The organism is Kitasatospora sp. NBC_01539 (genome assembly GCF_045040525.1).
In the GTDB taxonomy this organism is placed as follows: Bacteria; Actinomycetota; Actinomycetes; order Streptomycetales; family Streptomycetaceae; genus Kitasatospora.
The window spans coordinates 6,244,549-6,261,189 of record NZ_CP109390.1; the positions used below are offsets into that span (position 1 = coordinate 6,244,549).

The following is a 16,641-nucleotide window of genomic DNA, read 5'->3' on the forward strand; positions in this document are numbered from 1 at the left end:
GCCTCAGACGACGGCGCCGCCCATCGGGTCGTCCGGCTCGTCCTCGTCGCGGTCCTTCATGCGGGCGACCAGGGTGACGAAGCCGCCGAGGAAGGCCGTGACCCCGGCCCAGGCCGGCCAGCCGGCGACCTCGTGCCAGACGACGGCGTCGAAGAGCAGCAGGGCCGGGCCGCCGAGCACGGCGAGCCAGGCGAACTTCGCGGTGGTGTCGGGGGTGGGCAGCGGCGGGGGCTCCGGCGGTACGAAGTGGCCCTCGTCCGGGTCGTCGGCGACCTCGAAGTCGCGCGGGCCGGCGGCCGGCGCGGCGGGCGCGGCCGGTCGGACGGACCCGGCCGGCCGGGGCCGCGGCTGCGGGGCGAAGTCGTCCAGGGACCCGTCGGTGCCGCGGGTCTCCTGGGCGCGGAGGTTCTCGATCTCCGGCCACTCCGGGTCGGTCAGGTCGACGGGGTCGTCGAACTGCGCGACCAGGGCGGCGAAGATCGCGTCCTGCTCGGCCTGGCTGCCGGCCGCGGGACGCCCGGCGGTCACGTCGGACCCGGTGGTCCCGCCCGTGGAGTCCGGGGTGGCGGTGCCGTCCTCGGGCAGCTCCTCGCCGCCACCCGCCCTGCTGGTCTCGTTCACTACCGGCCCTTCAGCCCAGGTGGTGCTCGGCATCGGTCGTCGCATCGTCTTCCACCGGGGCCAGGCGGCGCAGGAAGTCGAGGCTCTCCTCGAAGATCGTCCCGGCGTCGTGGTCCAGCGTCGCGACGTGGAAGCTGCGCTCGCACAGTTTTTCCGTCACGTCCGTCGAGGATATCCGGGCGAGCAGCAGTTCAGAGTTGGCCGGTGAGACCACGTGGTCCTGCGGGCTGCGGAACAGCAGCAACGGCTGGTCGACGGAGGGGAGTTCGGCCTGCACGGTCCGCCAGAGGCGGGCCAGCGACCAGGCGGCGTGCAGCGGGGTCCGGTCGTACCCGACCTCCCGTGCGCCCTCCAGGGCGATGTCGTTCGCCACGCCGGGCAGGCTCGGCACCAGGTGCCGCAGCACCGGCAGCAGAGCGCTCGCGGGGTTGTCGGAGCGCACCGACGGGTTGACGAGGACCAGCCCGGAGATCGCGTCGCCGTGCCGCGCGGCGAGGTGCAGGGCCAGGGCGCCGCCCATCGAGAGGGCGGCGACGAAGACCCGCTCGCAGCGGCCGGCGAGCTCTCGCAGGGCGCGGTCGGCCTCGGCGTACCAGTCCTCCCAGCGGGTCTGCTGCATGTCCTGCCAGCGGGTGCCGTGGCCGGGCAGCAGCGGCAGGGAGACGGTGTACCCGGCCGCGGCCAGGTGGTCGGCCCACGGGCGGAGCGACTGCGGCGAGCCGGTGAAGCCGTGGACGAGGAGCACGCCGACCGGCCCCCCGTCATGCTGGAACGGTTCTGCACCGGGCAGCAGCGGCATCGTCGTGGGCTCCTTCGCTCACAAGTACGGACGGACCGGCACGGACGGACCGGCGCCGACGGACCGGCACGGGCGGCCGGACGGCCGGGCGGGCGCGGCCCGCGTGCGAACCGCCGGCCAGGACCTACCCGCCGGTACCCGGGGCGGCATCGTCCCACGCGTCCGGCGGCCCCGTACAGGGCCCGAGGCCCGTGGTCGCGGGCCCGCCGGTGCACACGGCGGGTGCGCTGGGCATTAGGATCGACCGGTCCGCACAACAGGAGGCCCGGGTTGTTCTACCGACTGATGAAGTTGATCGTCGCACCGTTGCTGCGGATCTTCTTCCGGCCGTGGATGGAAGGCGAGGAGAACATCCCGGACGAGGGTGCTGCGATCATCGCGAGCAACCACCTCTCCTTCTCGGACTCCTTCTTCTTCCCCGCGCTGATCAAGCGCCGGGTCACCTTCATCGCGAAGGCCGAGTACTTCAACACGCCCGGTCTCAAGGGCAAGTTGACCGCAGCCTTCTTCAAGGGCGTCGGCCAGCTGCCGGTGGACCGCTCCGGCGTCCGCGGCGCCGGCGAGGCGGCGATCCGCAGCGCCGTCGCGGTCATCGAGCGCGGCGAGCTGTTCGGCGTCTACCCCGAGGGCACCCGTTCGCCCGACGGCAAGCTCTACCGCGGCAAGGTCGGCGGCCTCGCCCGCGTCGCCCTCCAGACCGGTGCGCCGGTCATCCCGGTCGCGATGATCGACACCGAGAAGGTGCAGCCGCCCGGACAGGTCGTGCCCAACTTCGGCATCCGCCCCGGCATCCGGATCGGCCGCCCGCTCGACTTCTCCCGCTACCAGGGCATGGAGAACGACCGCTTCATCCTCCGCTCGGTCACCGACGAGGTGATGTACGAGATCATGCGGCTCTCCGGCCAGGAGTACGTCGACATCTACGCGACCGCCGCCAAGCGCCAGCTCACCGACGACAAGAAGCGCGCGGACGCCGAGCGCAGGGCCGTGCAGCGGGCCGAGAAGGCCGCCGAGAAGGCCACCAGGGAGGCCGCCGAGGCCGCCGCTGCGGAGGCGGCCGCCGCCGACGCCCCGGCCGACCTCGACAAGCCGGAGAAGGACCAGCAGGACTAGGGCCCGGAGACGGCGCCGCGGGGGGAGACACGATGGCGGAGGACCACAGACCCGGGCTCGCGACCCGGACGGCGGCCGCGGTGTCCGGCACGCCCGCCGGGCCCCGTCCCGGCGCCGCACCGCCCGCCGCCCTGACCGCGGGCGGCATGTCCGTCGAACTCCCGCTCTGGCGGGCGATCGGCTACTTCCGGGTCCTCGCCCTGGCGTACGCGATCCTCCGCTACGCCTACTCCTACCTCGACTTCCTCCACCCGGTCTCCGGCTGGATCTTCCTCGGCGCCCTCACCCTCTGGACGCTCGCCAGCACCCGCGCCTTCGCCGGCCCGCAGCGCTGCACCTGGTACGTGCTCGGCACCGACCTCGCGTTCGCCGTCACCGGCATCGTGATGAGCGGGGTGGTCGACACCCCCGCCCGTGTCCACGGCGGCGCCCCGACCCTGCCCACCATCTGGGCCGCCGGCACCGTCCTCGGGTTCGCGGGCAAGGGCGGCTGGAAGCCCGCGGCGTTCGCGGCGACGGTGGTCGGGGTGGCCAACATCCTCGGCCACGGCGGCGTCAGCCCCGACAACATCCACAACATCGTTCTGCTCATGGTGGCCGGCTGCGCGATCGGTTACGTCATCGAACTCGCCCGCGCCAGCGAGGCCGTGCTCACCCGCGCCCTCCAGGTGGAGGCGGCGACGCGCGAACGCGAACGGCTCTCCCGCGACATCCACGACGGCGTGCTCCAGGTGCTGGCCCTCGTGCAGCGCCGCGAGGGCGACCCGGGCGAACTGGGCCGCCTCGCCGGGGAGCAGGAGCGCGCGCTGCGCACCCTGATGTCCGGCGTCCCGGCGCTGCCCGCGCAGGGCGGGGCCCCGGGCGACCCGCCCGCCGAGCACGACCTCCGGCAGCTCGTCACCGTCCACGCGGACGACCGGATCACCGTCTCCGCGCCGGGCACACCCGTCCTGCTGCCCGCCCGGGCGGCCGCCGAACTCGCCGCCGCGGTCGGTGCGGCCGTCGACAACGTCCGCCGGCACGCGGGGGAGTCCGCCCGCGCGTGGATCCTCGTCGAGGACGAACCGGATGCGGTCACCGTCTCCGTCCGCGACGACGGCCCGGGCTTCGCACCCGGCCGGCTCGGCGAGGCGGAACAGGCGGGCCGGCTGGGCGTCTCGCAGTCGATCCGCGGACGGCTGCGCGACCTCGGCGGCACCGCCGAGCTGTACGCGGCGCCGGGCGAGGGCGTCGAGGTCGAGTTGCGGGTACCGAGGAAGGGGCAGTGATGTCGGATCAGGTGCGGGTCATGGTCGTCGACGACCACCCGATGTGGCGGGACGCCGTCTCCCGCGACCTCGCCGAGGCGGGCTTCGCCGTGATCGCCACCGCCGGGGACGGCGAGGAGGCCGTCCGGCGGGCCCGCGCGACCTCGCCGCAGGTCGTCGTCCTCGACCTCAACCTGCCCGCGCTGTCCGGGGCCGAGGCGTGCCGGCAGATCGTCGGCCACGACCCGACGGCACGGGTGCTGGTGCTCTCCGCCAGCGGCGAGCACGCCGACGTCCTGGAGGCCGTGAAGTCCGGGGCCACCGGCTACCTCGTGAAGTCCGCGGGACGGGACGAGCTGATCGACGCGGTACGCCGTACGGCCCTCGGTGACCCGGTCTTCACTCCCGGCCTCGCCGGCCTGGTGCTCGGCGAGTTCCGCCGGCTCGCCGCCGAGCCCCCGCCCGCCGCGTCCTCCGCCTCCTCCTCCGCGGTGCCGCAGCTGACGGCCCGCGAGACGGAGGTGCTGCGGATGGTCGCCAAGGGCCTGTCGTACCGCCAGATCGCCGACCGGCTGGTGCTCTCGCACCGCACGGTGCAGAACCACGTGCAGAACACCCTCGGCAAGCTCCAGTTGCACAACCGGGTCGAGCTCGTGCGGTACGCGATCGAGCAGGGGCTCGACGACGAACTGCAGTGAGTGGCGGCACTCTCCGCCGATCGGCAGGACAGGGCCGGACAGGACCGGACAGGACAGGCCGGGCAGGGCGGGGCCGTCCTGCCGCGCCGACCGGCCGCCGGGGCAGGCGGCCGGTCCTCCCCGGCCGCTCAGCCGCGGACGGCGCTCGCGGTGCGCAGCAGCCCGGCCACGATGTCGATCCCCTCGCGGGTGAGCACCGACTCGGGGTGGAACTGCAGGGTGGCGAAGCCGGGCCCGCGCAGTGCGTGGACGTCGCCGGTCAGCGCGTCGCGCGCCACCTCGACGCCGCGGGCGGCCAGCCGTTCGGCCCCGGCGTCGTCGCAGCGCGCGGTGAACGTGTTGTAGAAGCCGACGGTGCGCCGCTCGCCGAAGAGGTCCACCGACTCCTGGGCGCCCTGGTACGGCACGGCCTTGCGGACCAGCGGCAGCCCGAACGCGCCGCACACCAGCTGGTGGCTGAGGCAGACCGCGAGCAGCGGGGACGTCCGGGTGCCGTCCTGCACGGCGGCGAGGGCGTCGGTGACGATCGGGCGCAGCACCGCCATCTTGGGGTCGGCCGGGTCGGCCGGGTCGCCCGGGCCGGGGCCGAGCACCAGCGGGCCGGTGTGCGCGGCGACGGTCTCCCGCAGGCCGGGGGTGTCGTAGCGGAGCACGTCGACGCGGTGGCCGAGCGAGGTCAGCAGGTGGGAGAGCATCGCGGTGAAGGTGTCCTCGCCGTCGACCACCAGGGTGTCGAGGCCGTCGACCGGGGTGGTCGGCTGCTGCATGCGCAGCCAGAACGGCGCGAGGTTCGCGCGGCGGGCGTCGAGGGCGGACTGCACGCGGTGGTCGTCGGCGAGCCGGGGGCCGTGCCGGTCGGAGCGGCGGGCGGCCTGCGGCCGGGCGCCGATCGCGGCGAGCACGCCGGCGGCCTTGGCGTGGGTCTCGGCGACCTCCGAGTGCGGGTCGGAGTGGCGCACCAGGGTCGCGCCGACGCGGACGACCAGCTCGCCGGTGGCGGGGTCGATGTCGGCGGTGCGGATGCAGATGGGGGAGTCGAGCTGCTGGCCGCCGCCCGCGGCCCGGCCGATCAGGGCGAGCGCCCCGGCGTAGTAGCCGCGGCCGGTGGGCTCGTAGCGGCGGATGACCCGGGTGGCGTTCTGCACGGGGCTGCCGGTGACGGTCGCCGCGAACATCGTCTCCTTCAGCACCTCGCGCACGTCGAGCGAGGTGCGGCCGCGCAGCTCGTACTCGGTGTGCGTGAGGTGGGACATCTCCTTGAGGCGGGGGCCCAGGACCTGGCCGCCGAGGTCGCCGACGGTACACATCATCTTGAGTTCCTCGTCGACCACCATGGTGAGCTCCTCCAGCTCCTTGGGGTCGTGCAGGAAGTCGAGCAGCGAGTCGATGCCGGGGCCGGACGCGGGGTGCCGGTAGGTGCCGGAGATGGGGTTCATGACGACCGTCCCGCCGGACTGCCGCACGTGCACCTCGGGGGAGGCGCCGACCAGCACCCGGTCGCCGGTGTGCACGAGGAAGGTCCAGTACGCGCCGCGCTCGTGCTCCAGCAGCCGGCGGAAGAGGCTCAGCGCGAGGCCGGTGTCGAAGCCGTCGAGCCGGCCGTGGAAGTCGCGCCGGATGACGAAGTTGGCGCCCTCGCCGCGGCCGATCTCGTCCCGGATGACCCGGGTGACGATGTCGGCGTACTGCTCGTCGTCGATGTCGAAGGCACCGCCGGTGAGGGTGACCGGCCGCTGCGGCAGCACGGGCAGCAGGTCGTCGAGGCGGAGGGCGTGGCTCTCCTCCACGAGGAGGGCCTGCAGGGGGGTGGCGTCGTCGTGCGCCTCGAAGCCCCGCTCGCGGATCTGCCGGTACGGGACGAGCGCGAGGAGGTCGTGCTGCGGGCCGTCGGCCGGCACCCCGCCGCGCACGGGCAGGTCGGCGAGCGTGTCGTACGCGCCGACGGTGCCGAGCAGCACCTCGACGGTGTCGGGGGCGAGGCGGGGGGCGCGGCGCTGCAGCAGGGCGAACGCGGGGGCGCCGGGCGCGGTGAGGCGGGCGATCAGGGCGGCGGGTGTCACGGTGCGGCGGTCCTTCCGGAAGGGGGAGTGGTCGCTCCCGCGGGGAGGCCGTCCTGTCCTCGGAAAGCACGGACGGCCGCCCCGAGGGGCGGCCGTCGTGTCGTCGCTAGGGACGCGCGAGCTGTGGGCCGCCCGTCGGGCTGGCCCACCACCAGGAGAAGGTGCGCGGCGCGTTCACGGGTCGAGCGTAGCGGATGCCCCCGCGGTGTGAGGTCGCTCACCGAAATGTCCACGACCCGTCTCACCCACCGGGCGGCGGTCACAATTCGCTTGTCACAACCCGTAGCCTTGACTCCGTGACCGTGACAACTGAGACCAACGGGACTGGCCACAGCTGGCAGTCCCTTCCCGCGGCGCAGCAGCCTGAATGGCCGGACCAAGAGGCTCTGCGCAAGACCCTTGCGGACCTCGCCTCGTATCCGCCCCTCGTCTTCGCCGGCGAGTGCGACCAGCTGCGCGCCCGCCTCGGTGCCGTGGCACGTGGAGAGGCCTTCCTGCTCCAGGGCGGTGACTGTGCCGAGGCGTTCGACGGCGTGTCCGCCGAGCAGATCCGCAACAAGCTGAAGACCCTGCTGCAGATGGCGGCCGTACTCACGTACGCCGCGTCCGTGCCGGTGGTCAAGGTCGGGCGGATCGCAGGCCAGTACTCCAAGCCGCGCTCCAAGTCGACCGAGACCCGGGACGGCGTGACGCTGCCCGTGTACCGCGGCGACTCGGTGAACGGCTTCGACTTCACCCCCGAGTCCCGGATCCCGGACCCGGAGCGGCTGAAGCGGATGTACAACGCCTCCGCCGCCACGCTGAACCTGGTGCGCGCCTTCACCACCGGCGGTTACGCCGACCTGCGCCAGGTGCACGCCTGGAACCAGGACTTCGTGCGCAACTCGCCCTCGGGTCAGCGGTACGAGCGGCTCGCCCGCGAGATCGACAACGCGCTGGCCTTCATGAACGCCTGCGGGGTCGCCCCGGAGGAGTTCCGCACGGTCGAGTTCTACTCGTCGCACGAGGCGCTGATCCTGGATTACGAGACGGCGCTCACCCGCACCGACTCGCGGACCGGCGACCTGTACGACGTCTCCGGCCACATGGTGTGGATCGGTGAGCGCACGCGCCAGCTGGACCACGCGCACATCGAGTTCGCGTCGAGGATCCGCAACCCGATCGGTGTGAAGCTCGGCCCGACCACCTCGGTCGACGACGCGCTGACCCTGATCGACCGGCTCGACCCGGACCGCGAGCCCGGCCGCCTCACCTTCATCACCCGGATGGGCGCGGGCAAGGTCCGCGAGCACCTGCCGTCCCTGGTGGAGAAGGTCACCGCGTCCGGCGCGCAGGTCGTGTGGATCTGCGACCCGATGCACGGCAACACCTTCGAGGCGTCCAGCGGTCACAAGACCCGGCGTTTCGACGACGTGCTCGACGAGGTCAAGGGCTTCTTCGAGGTGCACCGCGGCCTGGGCACCCACCCGGGCGGCATCCACGTCGAGCTGACGGGTGACGACGTCACCGAGTGCGTCGGCGGTGGCGACGAGGTGATGGTCGACGACCTGCACCAGCGCTACGAGACGGCCTGCGACCCGCGGCTCAACCGCAGCCAGTCGCTCGACCTGGCGTTCCTGGTGGCGGAGATGTACCGCGGCCACTGAGGCCGCGGCACCGCGCAGCACCGGACGCGCTTGATCGCAATGTGACACAAGCCCCTCCGCTTTTCGGGTCACCGAGGGCGGAGGGGCTTTTTGATGCCCGGATGCCCGGGTAAGGTTAGGCTCAGTAGGCCGAGCCAAGGTGAGCCTTGGCTTCGTCGGACCGATGCTCAGCCCCTCCGCACCGCCCTCGCACCACCCCGGGAGTCGCCGCGATGTACGTCTGCATGTGCCATGCGGTCACCGAGGCCCAGGTGAAGCACGAGATCGACGCCGGCGCCGTCACGCCCCGCCAGATAGCGAAGGGCTGCAAGGCCGGAACGGACTGCGGTTCGTGCGTGCGCCGGATCCAGGCGCTGCTCGGGGAGCACGGGGCACGCCCGTGCCCGACATCCAGGCTGGCGGCCCGGCTCGGCCTCGCCGAGCCGGAGCGGACGGATGGAGCCCGGCCGGGCGTGGAGTGGCCGGGCGTGGAGCGTGAGGCGGCCTGACGGGCCTGCCGGTCAGGACTCGGGCTGCTCGATGAGCTGGGCCAGGTAGAGCGCCTCGCCGAGCTTCTCCAGGAGTTCGAGCTGGGTGTCGAGGTAGTCGATGTGGTGCTCCTCGTCGGCCAGGATGCTCTCGAAGATGTTGGCCGAGGTGACGTCGTTCTTGGCGCGCATGACGACGATGCCGCGGCGCAGCCGGTCGATGGCCTCGACCTCGACCTGACGGTCGGCCTCGAACATCTCCTTGACCGTCTGGCCGATCCGGACGTGGAAGAGCCGCTGGTAGTTGGGCAGGCCGTCCAGGAAGAGGATCCGGTCGGTCAGCGTCTCGGCGTGCTTCATCTCGTCGAAGGACTCGTGCCGGGTGTACTTCGCGAGCTTGGTCCAGCCGAAGTTCTCCTGCATCTTCGCGTGCAGGAAGTACTGGTTGATCGCGGTGAGCTCCGCGGTGAGCTGCTCGTTGAGGAACTCGATGACCTCGGGGTCGCCCTGCATGGCTCGCGCCTTCCTGTGCCGTCCGTCGCTTGCCCGCATCGTGGCACCGGACAGGGCGAATTTTCCAGTAAGTTCACGCTTACCCGATATGTGTCATATAGTCCTATTTTTCCGGGGCGTCGACAGGGTGAAGGAGGCGTGAACACGGGGCGCGCAAGGCGCATCCCCCGCCGTCTGCGACCATGGACCCATGGGTCAGCACGAACCGGAACCGCCACAGCCGTCCGACCCGCGGCTCCCGCCGGGCCAGCGCCTCCAGCGCGGCTGGCCGGTGCTGCACTACGGACCGGTGCCCCGCTTCAAACCGCGGAGCTGGGACTTCCAGGTCTTCGGCGCCACCGCAACCGCCGAGAAGCAGACCTGGGACTTCGAGGCCTTCCACGCACTGCCCCGGGTCGCCGTCCGCGGAGACCTGCACTGCGTCACCCGCTTCTCCATGCTCGGCAGCGCGTGGAGCGGCGTCGCCGCCAAGACCGTCCTCGACCTCGTGCCGCCCGCACCCGGCGTCACCCACGTCATGGTGTGGGCCGAGTACGGCTACAGCGCCAACCTGCGGCTCGCCGACTTCACCGACCCGCGGACGGTCTTCGCCACCCACCGCAACGGAGACCCGCTCACCGTGGAGCACGGCTTCCCGGTCCGGCTGGTCGTGCCGCAGCTGTACGCCTGGAAGGGCCCCAAGTGGGTGCGCGCCGTCGAGTACATGCGGGCCGACCGGCGCGGCTTCTGGGAGGAGCGCGGCTACCACAACCTCGCCGATCCGTGGTCCGAGCAGCGGTACTCGTACCAGGAGAAGCCCGGCGACGGCCCGATCCGCTGACCTGACCTGACCTGACCTGACCTGACCCGACCCGACCTGACCCGACCTGGCCTGAGCGGCCTGGCCTGGCCCGCGGCGCAGCCGACCGGTGGCCGGCGGCAGACACGCCCCAGAGCAGACACGCCCTAGAACAGCCCGAAGCTGATGACCACGGTCGTGCCCTGCGGGCGGGGCTTGCCCGCCGCAGGCGTCTGCGCGGTCACCTTGCCGGTGCCGAACAGGTTGAGCCCGCTGCTCTGCACGGTGAAACCGGCGTCCGTGAGCGCCTTGGCCGCCTCGTCCCTGGTCAGGCCCACGACGTCCGGCACCGGCGCCATGCCCTTGCTGACCACCAGGGCGACCGGCGTGTCCGGGCTGACCGAGGTGCCCGCCGCCGGGTCGGCGGAGATCACCGATCCGCTCGGCACCGTGTCGTCGAACTCCTCCCGGGTCGTGCCCGGGGTGAGCCGGGCGTCGGTGAGCGCCTTGCGCGCCTCCTCGACCGGCCGGCCCTCCAGCTCCGGCACCGGCACCCGGTCCGGACCCCTGGAGACCACGACCTTCACCGGCTCGCTCTTGCGGGCCCGCGCGCCCACCCCGGGATCGGTGCCGAGCACCTGCCCGGCCTGCACGGTCTCGCTGAACTGCTGCGTGAACGCGCCGCGCAGCCCCGCCCGCTCCAGCGTCGCGACGGCCTGCGCCTCGGTCTGCCCGAGCACCGGCGGCACCGTCGTGTACAGCCCGTTGGACAGCAGGTAGGTGGCCCCGCCGACCAGCACCAGCAGCACCGCGACGACCGCCGCCCAGATCAGCGGGGTCCGCGACCGGCGCGGCGCGGCCGGGCGCTGCGGGGTGAGCGTCAGTGTCTCGTCGCCCCGGCGCGGCGGCGCCGCCGACAGGCCGGCCGGCATCTCCAGCACGCTGGTGCGCTCCACCGGCCGGTCGACGACCGCGGTGACCTCGCCGGTCGGGAACTGCGGCGTGGGCCGGGTCGAGGCGGGCGGCTCCGCGTCCAGCTGGGACGGGGTGAGGCTGCGCCGGGCCCGCTGGAGGGCGGCGAGCAGTTCCACGGCGTCCCACGGGCGGGCCTGCGGGTCGCGGGCGGTGGCGGCGGCCACTATGGCGTCCAGCTCGCGGCCGACGCCGGGCGCGGCGAGCGAGGGGGCGGGCACGTCCTCGTTGAGGTGCCGGTAGATCACCTGCACGGCGTTCTCGCCGGTGTGCGGCTTGGCGCCGGTCAGCATCTCGTACAACAGGATGCCGGCCGCGTAGACGTCGACCCGCTGGTCGGTCGCGCCGTCCTGGCGGATCTGCTCGGGCGCGAGGTAGGAGACCGTGCCGAGCACCGTGCCGGTGGACGTGGTGCTGGTGACCGCCTCGCCCGCGCCGTCGGTGCCGGTGAGCAGCCGGACCAGCCCGAAGTCGGCGACCTTCACCATGCCGTTGTCGGTGATCAGCACGTTCTCGGGCTTCACGTCCCGGTGCACCAGGCCGGCGCGGTGGGCGGCGCCCAGCGCGGCGAGCACCGGCTCCAGGACGTCGAGCGCGGCCCGCGGGGACAGCGCCCCGCGGTCGGCCAGCAGGTCGCGCAGGGTGCGGCCGGGCACGTACTCCATCGCCAGGAAGACCGCGCGGCCGTCCGCGCCCTGGTCGAAGACGTTGACCACGTTGGGGTGCGACAGCCGGGCCACGGCCTTGGCCTCGCGGATGAACCGGCCGGTGAACTCGGCGTCCGCCGCGAGCGACGGGTGCATCACCTTCAGCGCGACGACCCGGTCGAGCCGGGTGTCGGTGCCCCGGTAGACGGTCGCCATCCCCCCGACGGCGATCCGGCGATCCACCCGGTACCGGCCGTCGAGCAGGGCGCCGATCAGGGGGTCGTCGAGCGTCATGTCCACCCGAGGAGTCTAGGGGCGGGGGACGGCCCCCCGCCCCGCGCGCCGCGGCGCCGGCGCCGGTTGTGCCGATGTTGAGACATCCCGTCCGCGAACGGCCCGTGCGGGGCCTGCGCCGGTCCTCAGAACGCCGGGTGCTCCCGGGTGTCCCGCGCGCCGGGTTCCAGGTCGGCGCGGCCGGCCATCTGCGAGGACGCCTCCGCGTGGAAGCGCCGCGGGATGCGCCCGGCGCGGTACGCGAGCCGACCCGCCTCGGCGGCGCGCCGCATCGCGTCGGCCATCAGCACCGGGTCCTGGGCGCGGGTCACCGCGGAGGCCAGCATCACCGCGGAGCAGCCCAGCTCCATGGCGAGGGCCACGTCGGAGGCGGTGCCGGCCCCGGCGTCGAGGATCACCGGCACGCCCGCGCCCTCCACGATCAGCTGGAAGTTGTGCGGGTTGCGGATGCCCAGCCCGGAGCCGATCGGCGAGCCCAGCGGCATGATCGCCGCGCAGCCCACGTCCTCCAGCTTCCGTGCCAGCACCGGGTCGTCGTTGGTGTACGGCAGCACGGTGAAGCCGTCGTCGACGAGCGTCTCGGCGGCGTCCAGCAGCTCGATCGGGTCGGGCAGCAGGGTGCGCTCGTCGGCGATCACCTCCAGCTTCACCCAGTCGGTGCCGAGCGCCTCCCTGGCCAGCCGGGCCGTCAGGACGGCCTCCCCGGCGGTGAAGCAGCCGGCCGTGTTGGGCAGCACCCGGATCGCGTTGCGGTGCAGCACCTCCAGCACCGAGCCCCGGGTGGCGGCGTTGACCCGCCGCATCGCGACGGTGGTGAGCTCGGTGCCGGAGACGCGCAGCGCCTGCTCCAGCACCTCCAGGCTGGGCGCGCCGCCGGTGCCCATGATCAGGCGCGAGGTGAAGGCGGTGCCCGCGATGACGAGGACGTCGTCGGCCATCGGTCAGCCTCCCTGGACGGCGGTGAGGATCTCGACCCGGTCACCCGTGCCGAGCACGGTGGCGCCCCACGAACTGCGCGGCACCACCGCCTCGTTGACGGCGGCTGCGACCCCGGTGGGTGCGGCGCAGGCCTGCGCCACCACCTCGGCCAGCGTGGTGGCGGCGGGCAGCTCGCGCGCCTCGCCGTTCACGGTCAGTGCGATGTCGGTCATGCGGCGGCCTTCGGACGGAAGCGGTCGGGGGAGAAGGGGGCGGCGAGGTCCGGCACGCGGCCGGTCGCCAGGTACGCGCCGACCAGGTCGGCGGTGACGGGCGTGAGCAGCACCCCGTTGCGGTAGTGGCCGGTCGCGGCGACCAGGCCGGGCAGCGCGGTGGGGCCGAGCAGCGGCGCGTTGTCGGGCGAGCCCGGCCGCAGCCCGGCGCCCGTCTCGACCAGCGGCAGCTCGGTCAGGCCGGGCACGAGCGCGTGCGCGTCGCGCAGGAGCTCGTACACGCCGCCCGCGGTGACGGTGGTGTCATGGCCCTGCTCCTCGGTCGTCGCGCCGATGACGAGCTCGCCGTCGGCACGCGGCACCAGGTAGACGTGCTGCCCGCGCACCACCGCACGGACGTTGCGGGCCAGGAACGGCCGGTACGCGGGCGGTACGTGCAGCCGCAGCACCTGCCCCTTCACCGGCCGCACCGGCGGCAGCACGCCCGGCGGCAGCCCGGGCAGCAGGTGGCTGCGGGAACCGGCCGCGAGCACCACCCGGCCGGCCGGGCACACGGTGCCCGCGTCGGTGCGCGCCCCCACCGCCCGGTCGCCGTCCAGCAGGAGTTCGGCGGCGAGGGCCCGCTCGAAGGCGACGCCGGCCCGGGTGCAGGCCTCGACGAGGGCGCGGGCGAGCCGGCGGCCGTCCACCTGGTGGTCGCCGGTGACGTGCAGGCCGCCGCGGACGCCCGGGGCGAGCATCGGCTCCAGGCGCCGGCACTCGCGGCCGGTCAGCCAGTGCGAGGTGAGGCCGAGCCGCGCCTGGAAGGCGTGCAGCTCGCGCAGTTCCTCGCGGTCGTCGGAGTCCAGCGCGACGGCGAGGGTACCGGTCTCCCGGTAGCCGGTGTCCAGGCCGGTCACCTCCGTGAGCTCGGCGGCGAACGCCGCGTACCGCTCGTTGGAGGCCATGCCCAGGCGCAGCAGCGGCTCCTCGCCGTACTGCAGTTCGGTGACCGGGGCGAGCATGCCGGCGGCGACCTGCGCCGCGCCGCCGCCCGGGGCCGGGTCGACGAGGGTCACCGACAGGCCGTGCTGGGCCGCCCGCCAGGCGACCCCCAGGCCGATGATGCCGCCGCCGATCACCAGCACGTCGGAGTGAGGCCGTGCCACGTCGCTTCTGCTCCCTTCGCCGGCATGACCCGGATCAGGTTCGGACGGTCGCAGGCCGCACCAGCCCGCCTCTCAGCCCGGTGCACCGGGCTCCCGTGTGAGGTGTGCACCCACCATAACGCCGCGTGTCGCGCTCCCCTAAAGGACGTACACAGGGCGGACACCCCGGCCGATAGGGTGACCGGCGTGGTGGAGCTCAGCGGTACGGACAGGGTGGTCGTCGTCGGCGCCGGCATGGCGGGTGCGCAGTGCGCGGCAGCCCTGCGGCAGGGCGGCCTGACCGCCCGGATCACCCTGGTCGGCGACGAGCCGCACCGCCCCTACGACCGGCCGCCGCTCTCCAAGGAGGTGCTGCTCGGCCTGGCCGACTCCACCGCTCTCGACCTCGACTGGGACGCCCTCGGCGTCGAACTGCTGCTGGGCCGCCGGGCCACCGGCCTCGAACCCGGCGTGCTGCACACCGACGGCGGGCCGGTCACCCACGACGCCCTCGTCCTCGCCACCGGCGCCGCGCCCCGTCTGCTGCCCGGCACCGCCGGCGCCCGCGTGCTGCGCACCGTCGACGACGCCCTCGCCCTGCGCGCGGACCTCACCCCCGGCACCCGCCTGGCCCTGGTCGGCGCCGGCTGGATCGGCGCCGAGACCGCCACCGTGGCCAGGCAGCTCGGCTGCGCGGTCACGGTCGTCGAGGCCGGACCGGCCCCGCTGCCCGGCGCCCTGCCGCCGGAGCTCGGCGCGCTGATGACCGCCTGGTACGCGGACGCCGGGGTCGACCTGCGCTGCGGCACCGGCGTGGCCGCCGTCGAGCCGGGCGGCCTGCTGCTCGCGGACGGCGGGCGCGTCGAGGCCGACCTCGTGGTGACCGGCATCGGTGCCCGCCCGGCCACCGGCTGGCTGGCGGGCTCCGCCGTGGCCCTCGACGCGGCGGGCGCCGTGCTCGTGGACGACCGGCTGCGCACCACCGCCCCCGGCGTGTGGGCCGCCGGCGACTGCGTCGCGTACCCGTCGGCGCGCTCCGGCACACGGCTGGCCGTGCAGCACTGGGACCACGCCCTGCGGTCGGGCGGGGCGGCGGCGGCCTCGGTGCTGGGTTCGGAGGCGCCGTACGACCCGGTGCCCTACTTCTGGTCGGAGCAGTTCGGACGGACGGTGCAGTACGCGGGCCACCGCGCGGACGGTGACGAACCGCTGTGGCGCGGCTCGCCCGACGACGCCTCCTGGTCGGTGCTGTGGCTGCGCGGCGGCGCCCTGGCGGCGCTGCTCGCCGTCGACCGCCCGCGTGACCTGGCCCAGGCGAAGCGGCTGATCGAACGTGGCGCGGTGCTCGACCGGGCCCTCGCCGCGGACCCCGCGGTGCAGCTCAAGGCGGCCGCGGGCTGACCCCGCGCGCCGTCACGGTCCGTGACCGGCCGGTGGCGCCGGTGGGGGCCGTGTGCGCCGGGGGCCGTTCAGGTGGCAGTCTGGTGCTGTGAGCGAGATTGATCCGAAGATTGACGCCCTGGTCCCGGCCTGGCTGTACCTGCCCGACATCTCCGAGCGGTGGGGTGTCCAGATCACCGAGGTCCGCAACATGGCCAAGGCGGGCACCCTGCTGACCGTCCGCCGAGGACCGAACCGGTCGCTGCAGGTGCCGGCCGCCTTCGTGGAGGACGACGGCCTGGTGAAGCACCTGGTCGGCACCCTGACGGTGCTGAAGGACTGCGGTTTCAGCACCGAGGAGATCCTCGAGTGGATGTTCACCGAGGACCCGTCGCTGCCCGGCAGCCCGATGCAGGCCCTGATCGAGAACCGTGCCACCGAGGTCAAGCGCCGCGCCCAGGCGATGGCGCTCTGATGACCGCCGACCCGCGCGCGCGGCTCGCCGACGCCCGCCTCTACCTGTGCACCGACGCCCGGCGCGAGCAGGGCGACCTGCCCGAGTTCCTGGACGCGGTGCTGGCCGGCGGCGTGGACGTCGTGCAGTTGCGCGACAAGGGTCTGGAGGCCCGGCAGGAGCTGGAGCACCTGGAGGTCTTCGCCGACGCGGCCCGCCGCCACGGCAAGCTCTTCGCGGTCAACGACCGGGCCGACGTGGCGCACGCCGCCGGCCCGGACGTGCTGCACCTCGGGCAGGACGACCTGCCGGTGCCCGCCGCCCGCGCCGTCGTCGGCGGGCACACGATCATCGGGCGCTCCTGCCACGCGGAGTCCGAGGTGGACGCGGCGATCGCCGAGCCCGGTGTCGACTACTTCTGCACCGGCCCGGTCTGGCCGACCCCTACGAAGCCCGGCCGCCACGCCCCCGGCCTCGGCCTGGTCACGTACGCGGCGAAGGCCGTGACGGACCGCCCGTGGTTCGCGATCGGCGGCATCGACCTCGGCAACCTCGACGAGGTGCTCGCCGCCGGCGCCACCCGGGTCGTGGTGGTCCGGGCGATCACCGCCGCCGACGACCCCGGGGCGGCCGCCGCGGAGCTGGCCCGCCGCCTGCGCACCGCCTGAGCCCGC

General features: G+C 74.0%; 17 protein-coding genes and 1 riboswitch. Of the genes, 9 read left to right on the top strand and 8 right to left on the bottom strand.

The genetic code is table 11. The features are described 5' to 3' along the window. Window positions 1–3: 3 nt before the first annotated feature. Complete coding sequence (locus OG335_RS27065; RefSeq protein ID WP_405013727.1) at window positions 4–621, bottom strand: hypothetical protein; 618 nt, start codon at window positions 619–621, stop codon at window positions 4–6. 10 nt (window positions 622–631) lie between these two features. Beyond that, window positions 632–1,420 carry an alpha/beta hydrolase gene (locus tag OG335_RS27070; protein WP_405013728.1) on the bottom strand — a complete coding sequence of 263 codons (789 nt, stop codon included), beginning with the start codon at window positions 1,418–1,420 and terminating at the stop codon, window positions 632–634. 270 nt (window positions 1,421–1,690) lie between these two features. Here OG335_RS27070 and OG335_RS27075 point away from each other — a divergent pair, with 270 nt between their 5' ends. The 3 genes from OG335_RS27075 to OG335_RS27085 all read left to right on the top strand — a co-directional run bounded on the left by OG335_RS27075 (window position 1,691) and on the right by OG335_RS27085 (window position 4,478). Continuing rightward, window positions 1,691–2,533, top strand: a complete 843-nt coding sequence (locus tag OG335_RS27075; protein WP_405013729.1) for a lysophospholipid acyltransferase family protein — start codon at window positions 1,691–1,693, stop codon at window positions 2,531–2,533. Window positions 2,534–2,679: 146 nt separating this feature from the next. Beyond that, window positions 2,680–3,801, top strand: coding sequence for a MacS family sensor histidine kinase (gene macS / locus OG335_RS27080; RefSeq protein WP_405015538.1), 1,122 nt, complete (start codon window positions 2,680–2,682; stop codon window positions 3,799–3,801). Continuing rightward, window positions 3,801–4,478: a response regulator gene (locus OG335_RS27085; RefSeq protein WP_405013730.1), complete on the top strand. Its 678-nt coding sequence runs from the start codon at window positions 3,801–3,803 to the stop codon at window positions 4,476–4,478. The genes macS and OG335_RS27085 overlap by 1 nt, the downstream gene beginning before the upstream one ends. A gap of 128 nt (window positions 4,479–4,606) precedes the next feature. Here the strand turns inward: OG335_RS27085 and OG335_RS27090 are convergent, their stop codons facing one another. After that, window positions 4,607–6,538: an anthranilate synthase family protein gene (locus OG335_RS27090; RefSeq protein ID WP_405013731.1), complete on the bottom strand. Its 1,932-nt coding sequence runs from the start codon at window positions 6,536–6,538 to the stop codon at window positions 4,607–4,609. Window positions 6,539–6,834: 296 nt separating this feature from the next. Here OG335_RS27090 and OG335_RS27095 point away from each other — a divergent pair, with 296 nt between their 5' ends. Continuing rightward, on the top strand, window positions 6,835–8,184 hold the full coding sequence (locus OG335_RS27095; RefSeq protein WP_405013732.1) for a class II 3-deoxy-7-phosphoheptulonate synthase: 1,350 nt from the start codon (window positions 6,835–6,837) through the stop codon (window positions 8,182–8,184). Between the two features lie 212 nt (window positions 8,185–8,396). After that, window positions 8,397–8,672 carry a bacterioferritin-associated ferredoxin gene (locus tag OG335_RS27100; RefSeq protein WP_405013733.1) on the top strand — a complete coding sequence of 92 codons (276 nt, stop codon included), beginning with the start codon at window positions 8,397–8,399 and terminating at the stop codon, window positions 8,670–8,672. A gap of 12 nt (window positions 8,673–8,684) precedes the next feature. Here OG335_RS27100 and bfr read toward each other — a convergent pair whose 3' ends face one another. Beyond that, window positions 8,685–9,164: a bacterioferritin gene (gene bfr / locus OG335_RS27105; RefSeq protein WP_405013734.1), complete on the bottom strand. Its 480-nt coding sequence runs from the start codon at window positions 9,162–9,164 to the stop codon at window positions 8,685–8,687. A 190-nt stretch (window positions 9,165–9,354) separates the two neighbouring features. Here bfr and OG335_RS27110 point away from each other — a divergent pair, with 190 nt between their 5' ends. Further along, a complete protein-coding gene (locus tag OG335_RS27110) occupies window positions 9,355–9,984 on the top strand; it encodes a molybdopterin-dependent oxidoreductase (protein WP_405013735.1) in 630 nt (209 codons plus the stop codon). Window positions 9,985–10,109: 125 nt separating this feature from the next. Here the strand turns inward: OG335_RS27110 and pknB are convergent, their stop codons facing one another. From pknB to thiO, 4 genes are all read right to left on the bottom strand, one after another. After that, complete coding sequence (pknB, locus tag OG335_RS27115) at window positions 10,110–11,855, bottom strand: Stk1 family PASTA domain-containing Ser/Thr kinase (protein WP_405015539.1); 1,746 nt, start codon at window positions 11,853–11,855, stop codon at window positions 10,110–10,112. A gap of 125 nt (window positions 11,856–11,980) precedes the next feature. Further along, window positions 11,981–12,793 carry a thiazole synthase gene (locus tag OG335_RS27120; protein WP_405013736.1) on the bottom strand — a complete coding sequence of 271 codons (813 nt, stop codon included), beginning with the start codon at window positions 12,791–12,793 and terminating at the stop codon, window positions 11,981–11,983. A 3-nt stretch (window positions 12,794–12,796) separates the two neighbouring features. After that, a complete protein-coding gene (gene thiS, locus OG335_RS27125) occupies window positions 12,797–13,006 on the bottom strand; it encodes a sulfur carrier protein ThiS (protein ID WP_405013737.1) in 210 nt (69 codons plus the stop codon). After that, window positions 13,003–14,154: a glycine oxidase ThiO gene (gene thiO / locus OG335_RS27130; protein WP_405013738.1), complete on the bottom strand. Its 1,152-nt coding sequence runs from the start codon at window positions 14,152–14,154 to the stop codon at window positions 13,003–13,005. Before thiO ends, thiS begins: the two co-directional genes overlap by 4 nt. Beyond that, a riboswitch (TPP riboswitch) is annotated at window positions 14,149–14,261 on the bottom strand. Its footprint overlaps the gene before it by 6 nt. 70 nt (window positions 14,262–14,331) lie before the next feature. Between thiO and OG335_RS27135 the strand changes: the two genes are divergently transcribed. From OG335_RS27135 to thiE, 3 genes are all read left to right on the top strand, one after another. Continuing rightward, entirely contained in the window at window positions 14,332–15,534 is a 1,203-nt protein-coding gene (locus tag OG335_RS27135; protein ID WP_405013739.1) for an NAD(P)/FAD-dependent oxidoreductase, read from the top strand. A gap of 88 nt (window positions 15,535–15,622) precedes the next feature. After that, window positions 15,623–15,988, top strand: a complete 366-nt coding sequence (locus tag OG335_RS27140) for an Rv2175c family DNA-binding protein (RefSeq protein WP_405013740.1) — start codon at window positions 15,623–15,625, stop codon at window positions 15,986–15,988. Beyond that, window positions 15,988–16,635, top strand: a complete 648-nt coding sequence (gene thiE / locus OG335_RS27145; protein WP_405013741.1) for a thiamine phosphate synthase — start codon at window positions 15,988–15,990, stop codon at window positions 16,633–16,635. Before OG335_RS27140 ends, thiE begins: the two co-directional genes overlap by 1 nt. The last annotated feature ends 6 nt before the right edge of the window (window positions 16,636–16,641 follow it).

Excerpts from the sequence above, each read along its gene's own strand:
- OG335_RS27070 (WP_405013728.1), bottom strand. The coding sequence starts at position 1,420 with ATGCCGCTGCTGCCCGGTGCAGAACCGTTCCAGCATGACGGGGGGCCG.
- macS (WP_405015538.1), top strand. The coding sequence starts at position 2,680 with ATGTCCGTCGAACTCCCGCTCTGGCGGGCGATCGGCTACTTCCGGGTC.
- OG335_RS27085 (WP_405013730.1), top strand. The coding sequence starts at position 3,801 with ATGTCGGATCAGGTGCGGGTCATGGTCGTCGACGACCACCCGATGTGG.
- OG335_RS27100 (WP_405013733.1), top strand. The coding sequence starts at position 8,397 with ATGTACGTCTGCATGTGCCATGCGGTCACCGAGGCCCAGGTGAAGCAC.
- bfr (WP_405013734.1), bottom strand. The coding sequence starts at position 9,164 with ATGCAGGGCGACCCCGAGGTCATCGAGTTCCTCAACGAGCAGCTCACC.
- OG335_RS27110 (WP_405013735.1), top strand. The coding sequence starts at position 9,355 with ATGGGTCAGCACGAACCGGAACCGCCACAGCCGTCCGACCCGCGGCTC.
- pknB (WP_405015539.1), bottom strand. The coding sequence starts at position 11,855 with ATGACGCTCGACGACCCCCTGATCGGCGCCCTGCTCGACGGCCGGTAC.
- OG335_RS27120 (WP_405013736.1), bottom strand. The coding sequence starts at position 12,793 with ATGGCCGACGACGTCCTCGTCATCGCGGGCACCGCCTTCACCTCGCGC.
- thiS (WP_405013737.1), bottom strand. The coding sequence starts at position 13,006 with ATGACCGACATCGCACTGACCGTGAACGGCGAGGCGCGCGAGCTGCCC.
- thiE (WP_405013741.1), top strand. The coding sequence starts at position 15,988 with ATGACCGCCGACCCGCGCGCGCGGCTCGCCGACGCCCGCCTCTACCTG.